Genomic DNA, 18,665 nt, shown 5'->3' with positions numbered 1-18,665 from the left:
AGGTGACATACAAATGGATTTCGTATTGGACTTACTCAAAGATGTAGCAAAAATCTTTTTTACTACTCTTGCTGCAGGCTATGCAAATCGCTTTGCAAGCAAAAAGAAGAACAAACGAAAACCCGCCCCGCGCCGTAGGAAGCAAAAGGGTGGGTCTTCTAAATAACTATTTAGCATACCACTCGTAAGTAGTTGTCCAAGGAGTTGTAGCTCCTTGGTTTTTTAGTTTAATTCTTATATATTATAATATACCCTTACTACAAAAATTTCAATCCGTTAGGATCTAAAATCACAGATAGATAATCCTCTAACATTCTCTATTCATCTTCAATTAAATTCTCCAATAACAGGTATTTTTATTTCACCTTCTTCTTCCATTTTCTCATTTCATCATATCAATTATTTGAAATTCGATAGTATAAATCACACATTCCAGTAAGAAAATAACATTGTAATCGAACATAAGTTCTTATATAATTTTTATATTAATTGGAGGAGATAGTAATGACTTATTCTTTTCTTGAAGAAGAAACAATTTATAATGCAATGGAAACTAATTCTTCGGTTTCTTTTTATGTTTTTGACCACCTAGCATTAGGCGAGACAATCATAACAGGGAAAACCATATTCATTGATTACAACAACAAGCATTTTCGATTAGTTAAAGATACAACAGAAGAAATTTTATATTTACCTTTTTCAATGATAAGTAAAATAACAAAATAGGTGATTGTTTATGTTCGACTACTCTCAGTTTCCTCATAAAAACATACTAGCCGTTGATATGAAGTCATTTTATGCATCAGTATCAGCTGTATTATTAGGTCTCGACCCTCTTACTTGTCACTTAGCTGTAGTAGGGAATATGGAGAGGGAGGGGAGTATAGTACTTGCTGCCTCTCCTGCTATGAAAAGAGATTTTAAGATAAAAACGGGTTCTCGGAAGTTTGAAATTCCAAAAGATCCTCGTATTGTTGTAGTGGATCCATCGATGTCCTTATTTGTCCGCGTATCTACAGAAATTATTAAGTTATTTTATAGATATGTACCTCCTAATAAAGTACATGTTTACTCCATCGATGAAAGCTTTTTAGAACTTGGCCCTTCTGATAAATGGGGCACTCCAGAAGAAATAGCTAAACAAATTCAATATGATATTTACAGTGATTTCGGACTCCCCTGTACAGTAGGAATCGGTCCAAATATGCTTATGGCAAAACTGTGTCTAGATTTAGAAGCTAAAAAGGTGGATAGTGGTATTGCAACTTGGACTTTCAATGATGTACAAATGAAATTATGGCCAATATCACCATTAAGTGAAATGTGGGGGATTGGTAAGCGAACTGAAAAAACATTAAACAGTATGGGGATATTTTCTATAGGGCAACTTGCTAGATACGATTTAAAATTACTGGAAAATAAGTTTGGAATATTGGGAAACCAATTGTTTCATCATGCTTGGGGAATAGATTTATCCGAAATTGGTTCACCAATTATGGCTGGACAAGTCAGTTACGGTAAAAGTCAAATATTACTTCGGGATTACAAGGAAAGAAGAGAGATAGAAACTGTAGTATTAGAAATGTGCGAAGAGGTATGTAAAAGAGCAAGAAAAAATCATCATGCGGTTCGCACTATAAGTTTTGGGTTAGGATATAGTCGAGATGAGTATGGTGGGGGATTTAATCGGTCAAGAACAATCGAAAATCCTACTAATGCAACCATGGATATATATAAGGTATGTTTGGATATTATGAGAGAAAATTATCGCGGACAAATTGTTAGACAAATATCTGTTAGTTTGTCCAAACTCGTAGATGATTACGAAGTGCAATTGGATCTTTTTGATACTAATAGTTGGAAAAAACGAAAAATAGGTTATGTAGTAGACGAATTAAGAAATAAATTTGGTCCCACCTCTTTACTAAGGGCAGTCTCCTATACTCCAGGAGGGACAGCTGTACACCGTTCCAAATTGGTTGGTGGGCATAGAGCCTAATCCCCCCTTAAAGGGGGATTTTATTTTATACCAAGACTCTCCAATGTCTCTCGTACATTTTCGGGGTATACTTCAATATACAATTCCTGTAATTTTTTTCTTAGTTTTCTGTAGATTAAAAATAGTACTAATGAAATGATAACTACTGGAATAGTTGTTAGAAAAGCATAGAGAGGATTAACTAAAATAAAGAATCCGTAACAATGAGAAGAAATGAGATTTATAATCCTATCGAAAGTATTTATCCGTCTTAAACTATTTTCAGTTTTGAAATACCTCTCTGCAGCTGTTAATTCACGGTTGGTTTTCCCTTTCCAAGACCATTGAGCCTTCTCGAATTCTATCCATTCCTCTTTTTCCACTTTCGTTTCCTTTGAAGAAGCAGAATTCCTAATATCGCTCTTTTTTTCTGAGTAGAAATGAGCATATGCTTTCTTAATTTCTTGTCGATAAATTTCCCCCTCGATTTCCTGCACCTTTTTATAAACACCAGTTAAGCAGGATATCAAGTATGCACCATAGCTGAAAAACATTACAGCAAGGAATATAACTATCGTTTCATTAAAGTAATTTGGATATATGTATGTAATAGCATAGATAACTATAAAACTATATATAACAAATGAGAGATATAAAAATAATCTTTCTTTACTAAACGGCCAACTCATTATAATTTACAATCTCCTTTCTTATCTACTATTATTATCGACGATTTTAAAATGTTCTTGATATTTAAATGGTGTAAGCTCTTGATACAGCTTTAACAGTTGGGTATAAATATAAGCTCTCCAGCCATTCATTATTGTCATAAGTTATAATTAAGTCCGCACCATCAAAACCATGATATAAAGTATCTAATAAACAATTAAGTTTAATGTGATCCTCTTCTTTGTAATAACATCGATATAGTGAAGAGGCTTTATTGACATATGGGGGATCAATAAAAATAGTAGTTTGATCCCACCAATAACTCTCTTCAATCATTTCACAAGCATCCTGATTAGTTATCGTTACTTGGTCTGAAAAGGAATGTAATTTTTCTATTCGTCTTATTAGTTCATCTGGATTCCACCTAGAAGTTAATTGTTGCGGTGTACCTTTCTTTCCTCCCAGTGGATTAGCATTAAATATTCCGGAATAAGCTAACCTGTTAACAATCAAAGTATTCCATGCTGCCTCTACAATGTTTATTTTGTCAAAGTCCTTCTTAATAGTAAGTTGTGCTTTGTAAAAATCCTCACGTGAAGGAGTATATGTTTTCAATCGTTCCGTTAAAGCAAATGGCATATTAAAAATTACCCAATAAAGGGCATATACACCAAAATCATTATCATTTATATGTAAGTGGTTAATAACGCCCGCTTCTAACAATGCGAATTCTACACTTCCACCACCTGTATATGGTGAAACAAAGTGATTCATTTTTTTATTATCGAGTTGATTATATATGTAATTGACCATTTTACTCTTACCACCAGGATAACGTAAAGGTGAGAGTCTCTTTTTAAACTTAATAGTAGATGCAATGGATTCGTTTTTTCCAGAGGAATCTTCTAATATAAGTAAATACCTTCCTGTATCCTTTTGATTAACTAAAGTAAACCCATCACATACCTCACACCAATATCCAGTTTTATCTTTATTAAAGGTAAGATCCTCTACTTCTTCATTATAACAATACTGACATTTAAAATTTTTTATCATAATCAAACTCCTTCAACAAAAACTATACATGGTTGTATTATAACCATATACGGTTTAAAATGGTAGTAGAAACAGCATAGAAAGGATTTTTTTATGAAGAAAACAATTGATAATTTTATGACGGTTTCAGAAGCAGCTGAAAGGTGGGGTGTTCCTGCCGATACTATAAGAAACTATTTAAAACCTTCAAATAAAAAAAAATGGCAAAAAACAGAAAAAATGATTGAACTCGGCTTGTTAAAATACCACCAAAGTAAATTTGATACCAAAAAAGAGTGGATACTTTCAAAGGACGCAATGGAAGTTTGGTTTGGTGTGGAAAAGAAGGAAGCGGAGTAACATTCAAAATTAGAAAGAGGGGACAATATATGAAGTTATTTAATAAGAAACTAGGAACAGTTAGGGGATTAGTACAACTACCAATAGCTGTATTATCCATGTCTATTTATCTTCTCCTATTTATTTTTTTAATATTTGTTACTTACCTACTTATAGGAAAATGGTTAACATTGTCACTATTTATACTTTTATTTATTTCTTATGAATTTTATCTAAGAAGAACAAATAATTTTTATGTTTATCCTATTACTTCAAATGAATATGAGGAAATCAAAGATAGGCACTTAATACATTACACTAATTCCATATCTGATGAAGACTATCAGTATTTTTTACAAACAGGTAAAATTAGATTGAAAGCTAAAAGTAGTGCCAAGACAAATTATGTAATGAAATTTAAAAATAAAAGAAAAAACTACATATGGTTTCATCAAGAGGAACAAAATATGGAGCCAAATTTCAATTCTTATTACTTTTCACATATGCATGAAAATTCACCTAGAAAGTATAAAGTTATTATTAGAGTTTCCGATCTTGAGAAGGAGAGAATGCTAGTTCGACCAAGTAACAATAACGTAATAATAATAAACGACTTAGAGGTTCCAGGAATCATTTATACAAAGTATAATTCATATAATACAAAATTCTACTTAAAAAAATTAATTATTGGTGGATTATTAGGATATATTCATCCTAAAGTTTGGCTATCTTTACTTCATCAAACTTACGGAATAGTAGTTGATTTTCTTTTAAAATTTTATAAAGGAGAAAGGAAAAAGAAAGAGCTTAATTATAAAATATAAAGTTTAAAAAACTTGGCTTTTGAAAGATCATATTCAGGGAATTACAAACTTTGCACCCACTAATAGAAGAAAGGAAGTCAGATTGTGTTTTCAAAAAAAACTAAAAATGCAGAAATAATTTTTACAATAGGAGAAACAAAAATAGCAACTAAAATTAATATTGAGAGTGCAACAGAAAAAGCAGATTTGAATGGAGATAAAAATAACCCAAACAAAGATATTAACCACATTTCATTAATAGTTAAGGCTTCAGATAAAATAAAAAAAGATTTAGGTATAGTAATTCAGGATCTCAATCCTTCAGTAGAAGTGCGTTATTTATAATAAATAACAAATAATTAAACAAAAAGGGTGATTTAATGTTTTTTGAACCAACCTTAGATCATACAATTATTCATATGAAAATCAAGTGCTTTAATAAAAGTTGTGATAATGTGATTGACTTTTCATATTCAGAGGATTTCTCTCCTAGAATGGTAGGCGAATGTCCGAAGTGTGGGACTGAGTATTCTCGTAAAATACATGGGTTAAAAGATTCTGAAATTATTAGTAGAACAGAGCAACCAGTTTATCGTTAAGTAAGTCAAAGTAACAACGAAAAAAATTACTTATGGATGTTACGTTCACGAAGTGACTTTATTGTACTTTTTAAACAGCTATTTTATTTTTAATCATCTTTATTATTTCTAAACAAAGGGAGCATTAAGTTATCACTTTAATGCTCCCTTTGTTATTTATTTCTCCTTTGATCAAGACGTTCTGCAGCAAGCTTAGCTTTTTCTCTAGATGTATTGATATAAAGCAAGGAAATGTCAGATTGTGTATGACCCAATTGGTTCATAATAAGCGGAATGTCTCCTCCTGTTTGTTCTGCTAAATTAGTAGCGTAAGTATGTCTTAATTTATGGGGGGCCATTCGTTTATCAAATGATTTGGTATACTTATAAACTATATTCTCAACAGCACGTGCAGTAAGAGGGAGTGTATCTCCCTTATATTGTTTAACAAATAAATACTGACTTTCCTCATTTCCTGCGTTATACCTTTCATTTCTTATAGATAGATAATCTAATACATCTAACATCGAAGAAGGAGTAACTGGAATAGTATCTTTCTTACCGCCTTTTCTAATAATACTTATTTCGTTATTTTTACTATCGATATCTTTAAGGCGTAATTCTATCAGTTCATTTACTCTAATTCCGCTACCCAAAAATAATGAAATGATAGCAAAATTTCGTTCCTTGTCACGATTAAAGAACTTTAATTCTGAAGGGGAAAGAGTGTTTTCATATTCATTTTTTATATACTCCAAAAAATTGAGATCTTCATTTCCTATAAAGATTTTCTCCGAAATCTTTCGTGCTCTTTCATTAAAAGTTTCCGAAACTTTCTTGATAGGAATTTTTTTCATTACATTTCGATGAAAGTATGGTTCACCTTGTGTTCCTAAAACTTCTGCTTCAATCGTTAAATAATTGAAAAGCGAACGAAGGGAGGACTTATGCCTATTAACCGTTTTTGAACTTATTTTATGAGATTCATTTGCTTTCTCGTACTTTTTTCGACTGACATATTTAAAGTAATCTTGTGCATCTGATAGGGGAAGAGATCCTAACAAGCTTACTGGAAATGTTTTTAAACTAGACCATTTGACCCTTTCATCAGCCATTAACCATGATAAAAACTCCTTATAATCTCTAACATAATTGAATAGGGTAAGAGGGGAGCGATTATCCATTTTGGCTTCTACATATTCATTTATAAAGTCTGGCATTTCCTTTAGAAGTTCCCCTAATCGCTTTTCATAATATTCATGTTGTTTTGTTATAGCCAATTCTATCACCCCTAAATAAAAACATTTCTTTACATAATGTATAATAACTCTTAAATAATTTCTAATGGTAAACGTCTAAAACCTTGGTATATAAGGGATTAGACGTTTTCTTTATTATATCATAATTCAAATTAAGAAGGATTAACGCTTATTACTGCCTGAAACTGTGTATTTAACAGAGATAAGTATTTATTCATATGTCAAAATGGTAGATTAGTTGCCGTATAGAGGAATAAGAATAAAGGAAATGTTCGAATATTGTAAATTAATATATGTTAATATATAAATAATTAAATAGAATTACAAAATTTAACTATTAAGGAGTACTTTAATGTTTATATCAGAATTAAAAGTTACTAATTTTAGAGGATTTACTAGTGAACCAACTGTTATTGAATTTAAAGAAGGGATTAACGTGATAATTGGTCAAAATAACGCAGGGAAGACTACAATAATTAAAGCTTTAGAAATCTTGTTTGACAGTAAATCCTCTAGAAAACTAAATATTAATGATTTTAATCACAATTTAGCATTAGATAAATTAAAATCTAATCCTCCCAATATCTCTATATCCGCGAAATTAATGGAATCAGATAATGAAGAATCGTACTCGGATGAATTGGTTGCAGTTTCTAACTGGCTGACAAGTATAGGTACTCCATATGAAGCTACTATAACATTCAATTTTTTCTTACCTGATAATGATGTAGATACATACAGAAAATTAATGAATGAAATATCTAGTACTGATATAAATGTTTACTGGAAAGTAATCGAGCAACATTTTTTAAAGAAATATGTTAGCAAAACATATGTGGGAAATGCAGATTTAAAAAATCAGGTTAATTTCTCAGAACTATCTAGATTCGACTTTCAATTTCTTAGTGCAATAAGGGATGTTGAAAGGGATTTATTTAAAGGTAACAATATGTTATTAAAAGAAGTAATAGATTTTTATATGGACTATGAAATTAAAAATGATGTAAATTTAGAAATCCAAGAAAAGCTTGATAAAATTCAACAAAAAAAAGATAGTTTTGCTCAAGAATCAAAGAAATTAATAAAGTCATTAAAAGATAGAATGACTCAAGGTGAAGAACAAATTCTGAAGTATGTAAAAAATACGGGTGCAGGTATAGACAATTCGAAACCCGTTTTTGAAGGTGAAATTCTCGATAATGAATTATATTCGGCTTTAAGATTAATTGTAGAAAAGGAAACGGGTGTTAAGTTACCCGCAACAAGCAATGGTTTAGGATATAACAATTTAATCTTTATCTCTTTATTGCTTTCCAAAATGCAAAAGGACTCTTCTGGAGAGTATCTAGGATCTAATTCTAAAGTATTTTCAATTTTAGCAATTGAAGAGCCAGAGGCTCATTTACACCCTAGTATGCAATACAAGTTTTTACAATTTCTAAAAAGAAATAAAGAATCTGAAGTAAGACAGATATTTATTACTTCTCATTCTCCTAATATAACAGCCGCTGTTGACTTAGAAGATATAATAATTATGCAAAAATTAAAAGTTAACATTGGAAACGAAAAACCTATAGAAGTTATAAGGCCGGCTTACCCATATAAAGTTTTTGAAACTAAAGAAGGTAATACCTATTCTGAAGAAGATCAGAAGTCTAGAGATTATGTAAAAAGATTTTTGGATGTAACTAAGGCGGATCTATTTTTCGCAAAAAATATTATACTAGTTGAGGGAATTGCAGAACAACTAGTTATACCAGAGTTTGCTAGTAAACTAGGGTTATCTTTGGAAGATAGCCATACAACAGTTTTAAATATTGGTGGCAGATATTTTGATCATTTCTTAAAATTATTTAATACTATTAAATCTCCTTATGCAATTAATAAAAAAATTGCTTGTATTACGGATTTAGACCCGGTGAGAAAGAAAATAATTGAAGGAACATCAGCAGAAGCAAATGCTAATTATGACACTACAGAAGATGATTCAAGCAATTGGGAAAAATGTCATCCTATTTTTTTTAGTATAAATAATGAATTATATGATTACAAAGAAACATCGAATCACCTTATCAGTAACAGAGAAAGCTATTCATCTAACATAAGAGTATATACACAACCAATTGGTTTGAGCTCTACTTTTGAATATGAAATGATCAGAACAAATTATACCAATGATATCTTAGTAACAAGTTCAATCTCTAATAGTAATGAGTTGAAAGAATTATTTAAAATGGTTGACCGAGAAGAAGCTTTAGAAGAAATGATAAGTAGGATTAGAAAATCAAAATTTAAAACGGAACTATTAGAATCGGTAGAAAATGGAGTTTTGAAAGATTCTAAGGAAAATAGAATTGCATTACTTGCAAGTAGATTTCTTTTATCTGTTAAAAAAGGGGAAGCAGCACAAGAAATGGCTTACTTAATTAGTAATGATGAGGAAAACTTAATTAGTCCCCCAGATTATATAAGAGAGGCGATAAAATGGATATCTCAGTAGCAATTGAATTGGAAAATAGCTTAAGTGAAATTCCTATTGACCAGAATTTTAAACTCTATGCAGGTCCAGGTGCAGGGAAAACTACTTTTTTGACAAATCATATTAGAAATATTCTCAAAAAGTCACATAAACTAAAGAAATCCAGACAAATTGCTTGTATCACTTATACCAATACAGCGGTGAATACTCTAATTCAAAGATTGCAAGGTTGTACAAATTCTACAGAAGTTTCCACAATTCATAGTTTTTGTTATAAATTTATTGTAAAGCCATATATTTGGGTTTTAAATGATCCTTTAATTCCTTTAGAAAAAATGGATGGGCACGAGGAAATTAAGCTAAGAAAAAGTCAGTTAAGAGATTTTAAAACAAGGAGTCAGCAGTTACATTTTGCTGATGATAAATCTTTAGTAGAAGCATTAGGGAAACTAAAATGGATTTTAGAAGCTGGGGAACCAGTACTTAAGTTTATAAAATTTAATGATGGACGAATTGGAAGCTATTCAATTAAGAAACAATCGTATATGCTTTATAAACAATTATATTGGACGGAGGGTAAAATAAGCCACGACGATGTCCTTTATTTCACCTATCGTATTCTTAAAGAAAAACCAGAAGTCATAGAAATTATAAGAGCTAGATTTCCTTATATTTTGATTGATGAATTTCAAGATACTAGTCCAATCCAAACAGAAATTTTAAAAATGATTGGTGAAAAGGAAACTTGTATTGGGATTATTGGTGATATATGTCAATCTATATATTCCTTTCAAGGAGCTAATGTGGATTTATTCAGAGAATTTTCTTTAAATGAAATGAAAGTTTATATTTTGTCTGGAAATCGACGATCTACAAATCAAATTATTAATGTATTAAACCATATGAGAGAATCAGTGGATTTTAAGCAATATTCCCCTACTAACTTAGATGGTCCAGCACCGATGATTCTAGTTGGAGATAGTTCAGAAGCAGACTCTTATTTAAAAGATAATTTAGGGCAGGTTATGTTTTTATCGTATAAAAATACCAATCAACCCAATGTGAATATTTTGGTAGATGATTCAGATGGAGATAGAAGTTGGAGAATATATTATTTAGTTCAAGCTTTAGAACTAGCTAAAAATCTTGATATAAAGAATGCATTAAAATATATGAAACAGGCCTATCGGAAGACAATTGGGTTTACTGAAAAGGAAGCTTTAGAAAACTTAAGGAGACTTATAAATGATTATGAAGTTATCCAAAATGAAAGTATTACCGATCTTCACAATAATTATATAGTTGGTCATTATGACGTAACAGGGAAAATTACTAGAGGTAAAGTAAAGGCTTTATATGATAAATTAACTTATATACAGCTAGTCTCGCAAATAAAGATTATAGAAAATGGATTGATCAATTTTAAAACTATTCATCAATCTAAAGGTGAAGAATATGAGACAGTTTGTGTAAGTCTACCTTCAAAGGGTGATGGCAAAGAAATTGATTTTCTTATTAAACCGGATATGAATAAAGAATCACATAGGGTTTACTATGTTGCGTTGAGTAGAGCTCAAAACAGGTTAATAATTAAAATGGAAGCTATCAGTGATGAAAATAGGATGAAGCTTGTAACTTTAGGTTTTGAAGTAATTCAACTAAGAGAAAAAAGTACATTAATAACATGATAAAAGGTAGTTAATTATAATGTTATATGGAAGTAATTATGCTTAAAGATAGATAATGAGAGGCTTGTTAAAAGAGGTAATAAAAAATAAAAGATGTTGTATATTGTAAAATAGAAGAGCAGAGATCTTCACTTTATAAAAAGGATAGCCCTTCAATTCCCTCAACTGCAATAGGGCCAAACTAGCTTATGGAAGAAAAGGGGCAGCAAGCAACCCTGTAATAAGTGAAACCCTTGCTAATAATAGATAAAAGGGGGGGCGATTGTTGAATATAAGGCTCGTACTTATATTTATCTAATATGAATGAGTCCTTATATTCTCTATATTATTTTAATTTTAGTCTTTATGACAGGAAATCTTCTTGCTACAGGTATTCTTCAACAAGTTTCACTAATAACGGCGTCATTAGGAAGTTAAGATAATATTATCCTTCGATTAACTTCTATATACAAATAATTCTAATACATAAAAGAAGCTGATTATCTGCGACTCCTTTTTTTGAGGTAATCAGGTTTTCAGAAGAGATATAGGATATTCCCCTTCCCCAAAATTAAAAATGGCCACAGATTGATTAAAGCTAATAATTAACCTTGCTCTTGTTTTTTCCAATTGTTACTAAACTTCTAGAACAAAAATATGATATAAATATAAGAAGATTTATTAAATTTAAATAAGTATAAATTTATATTGAAAGAGAAAGAAATACATAAAATATTGGTAATAGATTTGAGGGTTAATTATGAATCAGGAACTACTAACAGATTTAGAATTATTAAATAAATTTAAACAGATTAATTTTCATAGGCTTGATAATTTTTTCAGTGACTTTTTTATAGAATATAGTGACTCTATTGAGATTAGGCATTTGAATTTAATGGAGGATTTATATAAAAAATTGAAAAATGCGCCAGTTCCCAATTTTTCAAGATTTGGTATGAAACAGTTTTATCATCGTGAATTTTATTTCGATGATGAAGATTTTTTTAGTTTGTATTGGGATATTGAATTAGCTACCAAAATAATAAAAAGGAATAAGCTAAAACCAGAGGCTGTACCAGTAAAATATTTACTTGATGGACTAACACAATTAAACCCTTTAAAAGTACAATCTTGCATCAATTTCACAAAAGTTAATCCAATATTTATCGTTGCATATGATCCTCATAATACTGTAATTGTTATCGATGGAAATCATAGAGTCAAAGCACAAGAGCTTAAAAGGAATCCATATATTGATGCTTATTTACTAAATGATACCCTTTCAATGGAATGTATGGCAGGAGATATATTTAGATACTTATATGCAGTTCATACAAATGCCACTCTTCTAGTTAATTCTATAGAAAACCAATCCTATAATGGTAACCTAGATGATTTATTGATAAAACTCTAACATAATTTATGGTCAACACTTACACTAAAAATTATATTTAAACAAAAAAACCGAATAGCAATATCTACTGTCCATATTTGCCAAACCAGGGTGTTATTGTAAAAATCTAAGTCGCCCAGGTCAGAAATTTGATGTTCTCGATTCTCTTATGAAGTAATTGTAAATCGAATAATAAAGTAACTAATACGATAAATGGCAGCATGAATAAAGCCATGCTGCCATTTTATCTAACAAAAAGTTGTAATAAGGTAAAGTTGAGGTTATACAAGAAGATAACGGTCATTCATATTTCCACTTTTATGATCCAAATGGTAATTAACTTCAAGTACATTGGTAGGAAGAAAATAAATTTCCTTATTGCATTAACGGGCTCTTTATTTAAATAAAAGGACAAATTAATATTATAAGGTGAAATTAGGAATATTTATTAAATAATATATTCCATAAATAACAAATATATTTTATATAACCGAATAGAACAAACATTCGTATAATACAATAATTACGAAATATTATTTTTTAATCGCTTTAAATCTAATAAGATTTAAGATTAACATACTAAAACAGAGTATTAACCAAAGAGAAACTGTCCATCTAAAGGGATGCAAAGCAATTATCTCCCCAACCTTAAATGGCAAATTAAACAATAACCCCTCTACTAAGTACTGAATTCCTCTGTAACCTAATAAGACAGTTAGAATTGAAGATATAATAAGTATATAGGTTTCCGATTGTTTTATTGCAAATTCTCGTGCACTACTAATATCTTCTCGTGCACTAGTAAAAAGTTTCTCAACTTTATCTACTATTTTATCCGTCCCAGACTTTTCTAGTATATTAATGTACAACTCCATTGGGCTTCCATAGGTTTTAAAAAGAAGTTGTTCATCATAATTTCTTTTTAGAGCATTAAATTCTTTCCGATTAGAGTTATACTCTTTTAATGAATTAAACGAACTACTAGATAAGCTATTTAATAATTTTAAAGCATAGAACCTCTTAATAAATGTTAATTCGTAGAATCTTAGAAACTCAGACATATAAAACATAGAATATTGAATATAGCTTTCACTTAATGCTTGATCGTATACTTTTTCCTTTTTTAATTCTTTTTCATTTTCCTTTAAAGCTGCAACTGCTTCCTTATGAAAAGCAGAGTGAGAAAAACTAAGTAATGAAATAGCATCAGAACAATAAAAATGCATAGTGTTATATTTATTAATTATTGTTTTATTTAAGTATTCATCTAAATACTCATCTGGCATACGCTCTATGATATCCTTTTGTGCGTTTGTCAAATAGGAAACATATAAACCTTTATTTTTGTCGACAAATTCTTTATGCAACGATCTTTTATTTGGTTCAAAATCTCCTAAAACCCATGCGATTTGTTTTTGCGATTGAGGGACTAGTTCTTGTTTCTTACAAATTAACTGCAGCAAATCGAAATAGTAATCCATGATTTGATAAATTGTAACACTATCAACTTTCTTTCTTTTCCAATAATCCTTTTTCGAGAAATTATTTTTTTCCTGATAAAACTCTACATCTGTTAACTGAATGGAATTAGGTTCTTTGTTTGTAATTTCAATTTTCCCTTTAGAAATAGCAATTGAAAGTTGAATGGTGATTATACCGACATCATATACATTCACAATTACAACCGGCTTAACATACTTGTTTTCATATTTTCCTAAAAAGGGAATTAAAAAAAATCTTTGATAGTTATTAAATAAAAAAGTGTCGTTTAAATACCGTCGATTAAGTTGTTCATAATGATTATCAAGATCCACAGCTAAATGAAACGTACTATATTCAATCGGAATCACTTTATGAGTAGCTGTATACACAGACTCTTGAGAATGTTCAATTCCATATTCATACTCAAAGTCATCGTTCATTCCATGTTCATTGAGAAATTTATCTATCATTTCAGTTGAAATACTCTGGGGTGTTAACAACGAATAGATACTCGTTGTATTCGAATCCTTATTACGTTTAGGTGCATTAAAAGTATAAGCTGCCTGTTTTAACATAACATAATTTTCATACCTTTTATTCAGAGTACCTTTATCCTTACTAGATTCTACGAATGAAATATAAGCTTTGGAATCTTTTATTGCTTTAAGTATTTTATTATAATTATTGGATTCAAATGTAAGAATTCCAAATAAATTTAAATTTTTATAAAACATAATTTAGGAACCACCTTAAATCATTCTTAATTAAAGTACAAAAGTAGGGCAAACTAGCGTATTGATACCCCTTTAAACACTCCATCTTATTACTTATCAAACTCTATAATATATTATGTGAGATACATTACATAATATCTTCACATTTTATATTTTTTATAAGTAAATTGTCTCTGCATCAATTGCTTGTGTTAAACTCTGATCTTCAATTTTTCTAATCTTTTCTATTTCATCGCATTCAATTATAACAATATTTTTTTGGGCTCTACCAGTCACCAATAACATGGTCAAATACCTTAGTGGATCTCCACAACCATTAGTTAACGTTTGAGTAAAAAAAGCACCAATTAGCTCTTTAGTAGCCTCCCACTGTAGAATGTCATTTATATGCACTAGATGGAGGGTATACTCATTTGTTATCGATACTCCAGTTTTCTTTTCATAATCTTTTGCAATTTTTTGTAATAGATTTTCTTCTGTTTTCTCCTCTATTCGGGTATGATCAATTTTAAATTTAGTAATTGGTAGAGAAGTTATTACACTCTTAAACATTAATCTTCCTCCATGAACTCCATTTTTTTTGATAAATCGTATTGTTTTTCATCCGTAGGATTAGGACTCCAACTACTACTAATATTTTTATTTTTACACATAACATAAGCCTTATAAGAGAGGAGCTTTTTAGTTTTATCCAGATTTTCTGGTGATACTTTTTTTATTTTGTGATTTATCCAGCCTTTAAAATAAATCTTGTCTGCTTCATCCACGTCTTTTCTATAAGTAGCAATAGTACTAGGACGAGGTACATTCGTTCTTAAAGCTTGATTAGGTATTTGCTTATTAAATACTTCAAAAAAATAACTGGGTTTAAATGGGGATTCCTTGTTGCTTTTAAATTTCATAATTTTGTAAAATGTACTTATCTCTTCTATAAATTCTCTTATATAAAATCCAGCTTTAACTTCTGTTTCAAAATAATAATTATGTGTCTTTATCCCGAATCCCAATTTATTAGGCACTTCATCTATAAAGTAAAGTACATCAAATTTTACATTATAGTATGTAAAGTCGAATTGGTATCTATCAATATTTTGTTGTTTCATACTTTTATATAAATCTTTTAAACCAGTAAGTTTCATAATTCTACTCTCCTTTCAAACCGAATTAGTTATTTTTCTCAACAACTATATTAAGAATTAAATATTTTATCTTTAGCCTTATTCCAGCTTCCAAAACGTTGTTCAAATTCTAAAACTATTTTATTTTAATAAACTTGTTTAATACACTCACGATAGTACTTCTCAAAAAATCTCTCTATATCTTTATCTGTTAAACTTACCTTTTCAGAAGGATTGGAACCACTAGTAGTTATGTCATACATCAGATACACCATCTGCGGAGTATTCGGGTGACTATCTAGAAATTTCCCATGCCCTCTGAATAGCAAATAGTCTCCTATATATTCAACTATATCTCCGTAATAAAGCCATTCAACATCTAAATCGCTAAATTTAAATTTTTCTACTACCGAAAGTGGTGGTAATGCTAAGCCTCTAAGATACGAATTGAGAGTAGCTTTTGGAATTTCTAATAACATAGCCATTTCTGATAAAGATAGACTATACTCTTTTTGAATTGCTTTTAACCGTATTGCTACCTTTTCTTTAATGGGCTTCATGTCTCTTTGAGGTATTGCTTTCATTTAAATAATCACTCCCTGACGGATGATATACAATTGCACTTACTAACCCTTTAAAAAAATGCTGAACTAAATAATTTTTTGTTTTAGAATTGAAAATAGGATGCCAAAAATAATCATCTTCAAAATTTTCTAGGTCTCGGGATAAGAAAAAAGGTAAGTTATGAATACCTTCAGCTACTTTCATTGAAAATTTACTAGAACGAAAGTTACCATGTTGACAATCCAAAATATATGTTTCAATTAGTGACAAATAGGCTTTCTTTTTTATATGTATTGGGAGAATCAATATTTCATTAATAAAATCAGAATAAGAAACTGATAAAATGTTCTTGATATTTTCTCTAGTTATTGTATTGTTTTTTTCTTCACATATCTTTTTTAATATATGTGAAAAGGATTCCTGTGTAATTTCATCTGATTTCTGTTTAACCATACTCACACTTTTCTTAAGTTGTGTTATTTTCCTATTTAATTCATTTGTACGCTTAATAAAATCATCTTCAAAAACATAATAATTCCAGAGGGATTCTATCACCGTTAATGAACTCGAAATCCTAGCAAATAATTCCTCATATGTTTCTTCACTGTTTTGTCTTTTATATAGATTTACATTACTTACAAAATCTGCTTTTTCTATTTTTTCACTCCATTGAGCATAATCAGCTACTATGAAATCTACTTCTCTCTCAAACCTTGATAAAATTTTGTAAAAATATTGCATATTTGGTTTTCTACTAAACAAACTAACTATTTTAGTCATTTTTTTCATCTCCTTTTTAAATCATTGAAGTAATAATAATAAAAAATGAAGTTACATTTATAACAGATGGCAGAGGAACATCTTCTATTACTTTAAGAATTAAATATTTTATCTTTAGCCTTATTCCAGCTGCCAAAACGTTGTTCATAGACTTTGGAAGAGGGGAGATTATTAATTTTAGAATAAGTTGTCCATTGACTAATAGTTGTGAAAACTTTGTTGTGTTTTAAAGCAATATTTACTAGTTCATCTTCTTCATAATATCGTTTTCTAACAGATGAATTGTTAAAAATCACTTTCTTAGCGTTGTTCCATGAAGAAAATATATAAATGTAAACTTTGGAAGATGGAAGACCCTGTACTTTACTAAAATCATTCCAGTTTCTAGCTGTAGTAAATTCCTTTTTATATGTTTCAGCGAATTTTATAAGATCTTCTTTGGTATAATCAGATAAGAATGGATTATAAACTTCAATGTTCGGAAACAATTCCTCTTTAGCCTTATTCCAACTCCCAAAATAATATGAAAATGTCATTGCTCTTGGAAGATTATTCTCTTGAGCATGCTGATTCCAGGTTGAAACTGATGAAAAATATGCTGCATTCTCTTTTGCTACTTTAATAAGATATAATTTATCATATTTCAAATTTACCACCATCCTAGATTTCTCATTCGAATGTCTGATTTGAACTCATAAAAATATGAACATAATTTTCAAAGTCTACTTCAATTAATTCTGGAGAATTTGACCATTCAAAGTATTTAATTTGCGTAATAAAACGATAAAATTTTTCATTTAGAAGCAACTTCATAACTAGATTATTTTTTTCTCTAATTCTCTTGGAAGTAGGGGAGTCGTTGCGAATTATAGTACGTACCATACCTAAAAGAATATCTATTGATTCAATACCAACTTCTTCTTGTTTTGAATAATAGTTAGATTCTTGGATAGTAAAATGTTCACCTCTATAAACAGATTGTATATTCAACTGTTCAAAAAGTTGATTTCTTAAATCGTAATTTTTATTTTGATAAGTGGTATCATGTTCTATATAAATTTGAGTATTTAAGTGAACATGAGAACCATATTTTCTTAAAAGTCCATATATTATCCTTTCAGGAAATTTCATATAAATTGTTTGATCAGCAATATTTTCATAAACATTTTTGATTTTTTTGGAAATTTCCTCAATCTTTGACTGGTTATAAGAAATAACATTCATTTTCAATAGGTATTGGTGTTCTAGCAATGTCAATATTATTTTCCAAATTATATTTCTCTCTGTACTATCACCTCCATAGGCAGTCCAATGAATTTCTTTTTTTCTTATTAATTCATTTAAAGCAAGTACTTTAGGCGAGTTATAATAAGACTCTGGAATTGCTAAACCGCCCATTAAATGAGGTTTTGTTTGATTTTTACCGCTTTCATCAAAAAATATTTTTAAATTTATACTCCCAAAGTCTCTTTCCATAAAATCCCTCTTTACAATTTAATTATAATCATGCATAATAATATATAAATCATTAATTTTGGGTATAGTAATACATAACTTGTTGCGCCTTTAAATAGCGACACGTTATTTATTACTTGGTGGAAGTACTCACTGCGCCATTGAATCAGCGGTGCGTAGTTCCCATACCTATAATAAAAAGGATTAGAATATTGATTATTCTAATCCTTTTTATTATACCAAACATACATTCTGATTTCTATATATTTATTCGTAAAATTTGTATTATACGAATAGTTAAACACCTGCTATAAATGCTGTCCCTTCTTTAG

20 protein-coding genes are annotated in these 18,665 nt (G+C 29.6%); 10 read left to right on the top strand and 10 right to left on the bottom strand.

Annotated elements, in window-relative coordinates:
* Nucleotides 1-13 precede the first annotated feature (13 nt).
* The 3 genes from F9279_RS25110 to F9279_RS08445 all read left to right on the top strand — a co-directional run bounded on the left by F9279_RS25110 (nucleotide 14) and on the right by F9279_RS08445 (nucleotide 1,999).
* Nucleotides 14-166, top strand: coding sequence for a hypothetical protein (locus F9279_RS25110; RefSeq protein WP_162837595.1), 153 nt, complete (start codon nucleotides 14-16; stop codon nucleotides 164-166).
* Between the two features lie 338 nt (nucleotides 167-504).
* The gene (locus tag F9279_RS08450) at nucleotides 505-726 is read left to right on the top strand and encodes a hypothetical protein (protein WP_016204233.1); all 222 of its coding nucleotides are present in this window, start codon (nucleotides 505-507) and stop codon (nucleotides 724-726) included.
* Between the two features lie 10 nt (nucleotides 727-736).
* On the top strand, nucleotides 737-1,999 hold the full coding sequence (locus F9279_RS08445) for a DNA polymerase thumb domain-containing protein (protein WP_152112356.1): 1,263 nt from the start codon (nucleotides 737-739) through the stop codon (nucleotides 1,997-1,999).
* Between the two features lie 20 nt (nucleotides 2,000-2,019).
* Here F9279_RS08445 and F9279_RS08440 read toward each other — a convergent pair whose 3' ends face one another.
* Entirely contained in the window at nucleotides 2,020-2,667 is a 648-nt protein-coding gene (locus F9279_RS08440; protein WP_152112355.1) for a hypothetical protein, read from the bottom strand.
* A 64-nt stretch (nucleotides 2,668-2,731) separates the two neighbouring features.
* The gene (locus F9279_RS08435) at nucleotides 2,732-3,703 is read right to left on the bottom strand and encodes a DNA adenine methylase (protein ID WP_152112354.1); all 972 of its coding nucleotides are present in this window, start codon (nucleotides 3,701-3,703) and stop codon (nucleotides 2,732-2,734) included.
* A 93-nt stretch (nucleotides 3,704-3,796) separates the two neighbouring features.
* Here F9279_RS08435 and F9279_RS08430 point away from each other — a divergent pair, with 93 nt between their 5' ends.
* The 4 genes from F9279_RS08430 (at nucleotide 3,797) to F9279_RS08415 (ending at nucleotide 5,423) form a co-directional block, all read left to right on the top strand.
* On the top strand, nucleotides 3,797-4,042 hold the full coding sequence (locus tag F9279_RS08430) for a helix-turn-helix domain-containing protein (protein ID WP_152112353.1): 246 nt from the start codon (nucleotides 3,797-3,799) through the stop codon (nucleotides 4,040-4,042).
* A gap of 29 nt (nucleotides 4,043-4,071) precedes the next feature.
* Entirely contained in the window at nucleotides 4,072-4,845 is a 774-nt protein-coding gene (locus tag F9279_RS08425) for a hypothetical protein (protein WP_152112352.1), read from the top strand.
* Nucleotides 4,846-4,929: 84 nt separating this feature from the next.
* Nucleotides 4,930-5,169 (top strand): hypothetical protein, encoded by a 240-nt coding sequence (locus F9279_RS08420; protein WP_144545499.1) that lies wholly within the window; start codon nucleotides 4,930-4,932, stop codon nucleotides 5,167-5,169.
* A 35-nt stretch (nucleotides 5,170-5,204) separates the two neighbouring features.
* Complete coding sequence (locus F9279_RS08415; RefSeq protein WP_144545497.1) at nucleotides 5,205-5,423, top strand: hypothetical protein; 219 nt, start codon at nucleotides 5,205-5,207, stop codon at nucleotides 5,421-5,423.
* 152 nt (nucleotides 5,424-5,575) lie between these two features.
* Here the strand turns inward: F9279_RS08415 and xerS are convergent, their stop codons facing one another.
* On the bottom strand, nucleotides 5,576-6,691 hold the full coding sequence (gene xerS, locus F9279_RS08410; protein WP_226793376.1) for a tyrosine recombinase XerS: 1,116 nt from the start codon (nucleotides 6,689-6,691) through the stop codon (nucleotides 5,576-5,578).
* 322 nt (nucleotides 6,692-7,013) lie between these two features.
* Here xerS and F9279_RS08405 point away from each other — a divergent pair, with 322 nt between their 5' ends.
* From F9279_RS08405 to F9279_RS08395, 3 genes are all read left to right on the top strand, one after another.
* A complete protein-coding gene (locus F9279_RS08405; RefSeq protein ID WP_152112350.1) occupies nucleotides 7,014-9,161 on the top strand; it encodes an ATP-dependent nuclease in 2,148 nt (715 codons plus the stop codon).
* Nucleotides 9,146-10,828: an ATP-dependent helicase gene (locus F9279_RS08400; protein WP_152112349.1), complete on the top strand. Its 1,683-nt coding sequence runs from the start codon at nucleotides 9,146-9,148 to the stop codon at nucleotides 10,826-10,828. Before F9279_RS08405 ends, F9279_RS08400 begins: the two co-directional genes overlap by 16 nt.
* A gap of 739 nt (nucleotides 10,829-11,567) precedes the next feature.
* Nucleotides 11,568-12,221: a hypothetical protein gene (locus F9279_RS08395; RefSeq protein WP_152112348.1), complete on the top strand. Its 654-nt coding sequence runs from the start codon at nucleotides 11,568-11,570 to the stop codon at nucleotides 12,219-12,221.
* Between the two features lie 512 nt (nucleotides 12,222-12,733).
* Here the strand turns inward: F9279_RS08395 and F9279_RS08385 are convergent.
* From F9279_RS08385 to F9279_RS08355, 7 genes are all read right to left on the bottom strand, one after another.
* The gene (locus tag F9279_RS08385) at nucleotides 12,734-14,416 is read right to left on the bottom strand and encodes a hypothetical protein (protein ID WP_152112347.1); all 1,683 of its coding nucleotides are present in this window, start codon (nucleotides 14,414-14,416) and stop codon (nucleotides 12,734-12,736) included.
* A 156-nt stretch (nucleotides 14,417-14,572) separates the two neighbouring features.
* Nucleotides 14,573-14,968, bottom strand: a complete 396-nt coding sequence (locus F9279_RS08380; RefSeq protein ID WP_152112346.1) for a hypothetical protein — start codon at nucleotides 14,966-14,968, stop codon at nucleotides 14,573-14,575.
* Nucleotides 14,968-15,555: a DUF6037 family protein gene (locus F9279_RS08375; protein WP_152112345.1), complete on the bottom strand. Its 588-nt coding sequence runs from the start codon at nucleotides 15,553-15,555 to the stop codon at nucleotides 14,968-14,970. Before F9279_RS08375 ends, F9279_RS08380 begins: the two co-directional genes overlap by 1 nt.
* Before the next feature lie 125 nt (nucleotides 15,556-15,680).
* Nucleotides 15,681-16,118 (bottom strand): helix-turn-helix domain-containing protein, encoded by a 438-nt coding sequence (locus tag F9279_RS08370; RefSeq protein ID WP_152112344.1) that lies wholly within the window; start codon nucleotides 16,116-16,118, stop codon nucleotides 15,681-15,683.
* A complete protein-coding gene (locus F9279_RS08365; RefSeq protein WP_152112343.1) occupies nucleotides 16,081-16,878 on the bottom strand; it encodes a hypothetical protein in 798 nt (265 codons plus the stop codon). The genes F9279_RS08370 and F9279_RS08365 overlap by 38 nt, the downstream gene beginning before the upstream one ends.
* A gap of 92 nt (nucleotides 16,879-16,970) precedes the next feature.
* On the bottom strand, nucleotides 16,971-17,525 hold the full coding sequence (locus F9279_RS08360; protein ID WP_152112342.1) for a hypothetical protein: 555 nt from the start codon (nucleotides 17,523-17,525) through the stop codon (nucleotides 16,971-16,973).
* Nucleotides 17,526-17,547: 22 nt separating this feature from the next.
* Nucleotides 17,548-18,354 carry a DUF3800 domain-containing protein gene (locus F9279_RS08355; RefSeq protein WP_152112341.1) on the bottom strand — a complete coding sequence of 269 codons (807 nt, stop codon included), beginning with the start codon at nucleotides 18,352-18,354 and terminating at the stop codon, nucleotides 17,548-17,550.
* Nucleotides 18,355-18,665: the final 311 nt, after the last annotated feature.

This window comes from Bacillus sp. B1-b2 (assembly GCF_009183415.1).
Taxonomy (GTDB): domain Bacteria; phylum Bacillota; class Bacilli; order Bacillales; family Cytobacillaceae; genus Niallia.
The sequence above is the reverse complement of the archived record's forward strand: the minus strand, read 5'-3'. Positions and strand labels throughout refer to the sequence as shown.